This window comes from Oleiphilus sp. HI0079, from assembly GCF_001635105.1.
Window position 1 is genome coordinate 1 of sequence record NZ_LWFT01001365.1, and the last position, 797, is coordinate 797.

Annotated in this window: 2 protein-coding genes; both read left to right on the forward strand. The window is 48.4% G+C overall.

The window, feature by feature from the left end:
* Nucleotides 1-269: alpha/beta hydrolase (locus tag A3750_RS23575; RefSeq protein ID WP_156498887.1), on the forward strand; the 269-nt coding region annotated here is incomplete at its 5' end.
* Nucleotides 270-797 (forward strand): hypothetical protein (locus tag A3750_RS23580; RefSeq protein WP_068548956.1); only part of this gene is annotated, 528 nt, incomplete at its 3' end.

Sequence of the window (797 nt, forward strand, 5' to 3'; positions counted from 1 at the left end):
GTGACAATCACACAGAGGCGGTTCGCGTGAGTGATTTTTCTGAAACCAGTTTTATCGGTTTTCCGCCGATTTATGTGCAAGCAGGTGGCAGTGAAATGTTTAAACCGCAGGTGGATGATTTGGTAAAGCGCTTACGCGCTGATAGGGTGAACACGGCGTATGACGTCTTTCCTGATATGTTTCATGTCTTTCAGACGTTTTCACCACTCGTGCCAGAAGCAGATCGTGCGCTAGCCTTGATTGCGAAAAAGATTGAGCGTTTGGCGTAGATGTTGAAGAAGCTAATCGCTTTGGTGATGGTGATGCAGCTGGCTGGTTGTGCGACGAACCCACCTTCTAACCCAGATAATCTTTGCGATATTTTTTACGAGAAACCGGATTGGTACGATGCGGCCGTTGAAACGCGCGAGCGGTGGGGTGTGCCGGTGCAGATTCCTATGGCGATTATGTATCAGGAGTCGCGGTTCAAATACGATGCGCAGCCGCCGATGGAATACTTTCTGTGGATCATTCCAATTGGTCGCGCTAGCGATGCCTACGGTTATTCGCAGGCAAAGACGCCAGTATGGGGTGAGTATCAAGACGATGCCGGAGGTATGTTTGCCGAGCGCGATGATTTTGAGGATGGAATTGATTTTGTTGGCTGGAATATGAATCGAACAGCGAAGATCAACAAAGTATCAAAATGGGATGCCTATGCGCAGTACCTTAATTATCACGAAGGGCAAGGTGGTTACCGGCGTGGCTCATATAAATCCAAGCCTTGGTTAACGCAAGTAGCAAGAAAAGTAGAGGCA